Here is a 1,092-nt window from a genome sequence, read left to right on the forward strand (position 1 = left end):
CGGACGCGTGCCTGCAGGACCCCCGCCTCTCGCAGCACCCGCTGGTGGTAAGAGAACGTCGAGCGGCCGATGGTCAGGCCGGCGCGCTGCTGCAACTCGGTGCATGCCACCTCATCGGTGGCCGCGAGCGCGCGGACAGCTGCCAGGCGGGCCGGATCCGACAGTGCTGCAAGCACTGTCGACAGCCGAAGTTGGTCCGCGCCCGGGTGCGTTTCGTCGATGACCCCGCTCATGCCAGCAGCCTAACCGCGCCTGGACGTTCTGTCGATGAGCGTTGTACTGTTCGATAACTATCGACGTAATTGAGGAGTGTCGACATGACGCAGACAGTGCGAGACAGCCGTGTAGCTCTGGTCACCGGGGGCTCCCGAGGGATCGGAGCAGGAATTGCCCGACGGCTCGCTACTGACGGGCTGCGGGTTGCGGTGACCTACACCAGCACCCGTGAACGTGCCGAAGCGATCGCCTCGGAATTCGGGCCGGACAGCGTTGTCGCAATCCACGCCGACAGCAGCGATCCGGATGCTGTGGACGCCGCGGTCGCGCGGACTGTGGCGTTGTTCGGGCGTCTGGATGTGGTGGTCGTCAACGCCGGGATCGCCTCAGTCGGCCGATTCGATGAGCTCGAATCCGCCCAGATCGACCGAATGCTGCAGGTGAACGTCACGGGGTGCTGCACACCCTGCGGGCGGCGATGCGCCATCTGTCCGACGACGGTCGCATCATCACGATCGGCAGCGTGAACGCCGATCGCGCGCCGTTTCCCGGCGGCGCTGTGTACTCCATGACCAAGGCCGCGCTCCAGGGACTGGTCCGTGGACTGGCTCGCGACCTGGGCCCACGCGGAATCACGGTGAACAACATCCAGCCCGGCCCGACCGCCAATGACCGCATGCCCGCCGACAGCCCTGCCGCCGCCCGCCTAACCGAGCAGATGGCACTGCCGCGCTTGGGAACGCCCGACGAAATCGGTGCGATGGTCTGCTACCTGACCGGGTCCGACGCCCGCTTCATCACCGGAACCACCCTCACCATCGACGGCGGATTCACGGCATGACCGAAACAGCGCCCATGAGCGATTCCTCACCGACG

General features: G+C 66.4%; 1 protein-coding gene and 1 pseudogene. One reads left to right on the forward strand and one right to left on the reverse strand.

Annotated elements, in window-relative coordinates; translation table 11 throughout:
- A partial coding sequence (locus tag NM2_RS46970; RefSeq protein ID WP_067684321.1) for a helix-turn-helix domain-containing protein occupies positions 1 to 233 on the reverse strand: 233 nt, incomplete at its 3' end.
- Between the two features lie 84 nt (positions 234 to 317).
- On the opposite strand from NM2_RS46970, the pseudogene NM2_RS46975 reads away from it, so the two are divergent.
- Positions 318 to 1,057: pseudogene (locus NM2_RS46975) on the forward strand (SDR family oxidoreductase).
- The last annotated feature ends 35 nt before the right edge of the window (positions 1,058 to 1,092 follow it).

The sequence above is a fragment of the Nocardia miyunensis NBRC 108239 genome (assembly GCF_001613065.1).
Classification (GTDB): domain Bacteria; phylum Actinomycetota; class Actinomycetes; order Mycobacteriales; family Mycobacteriaceae; genus Nocardia; species Nocardia miyunensis.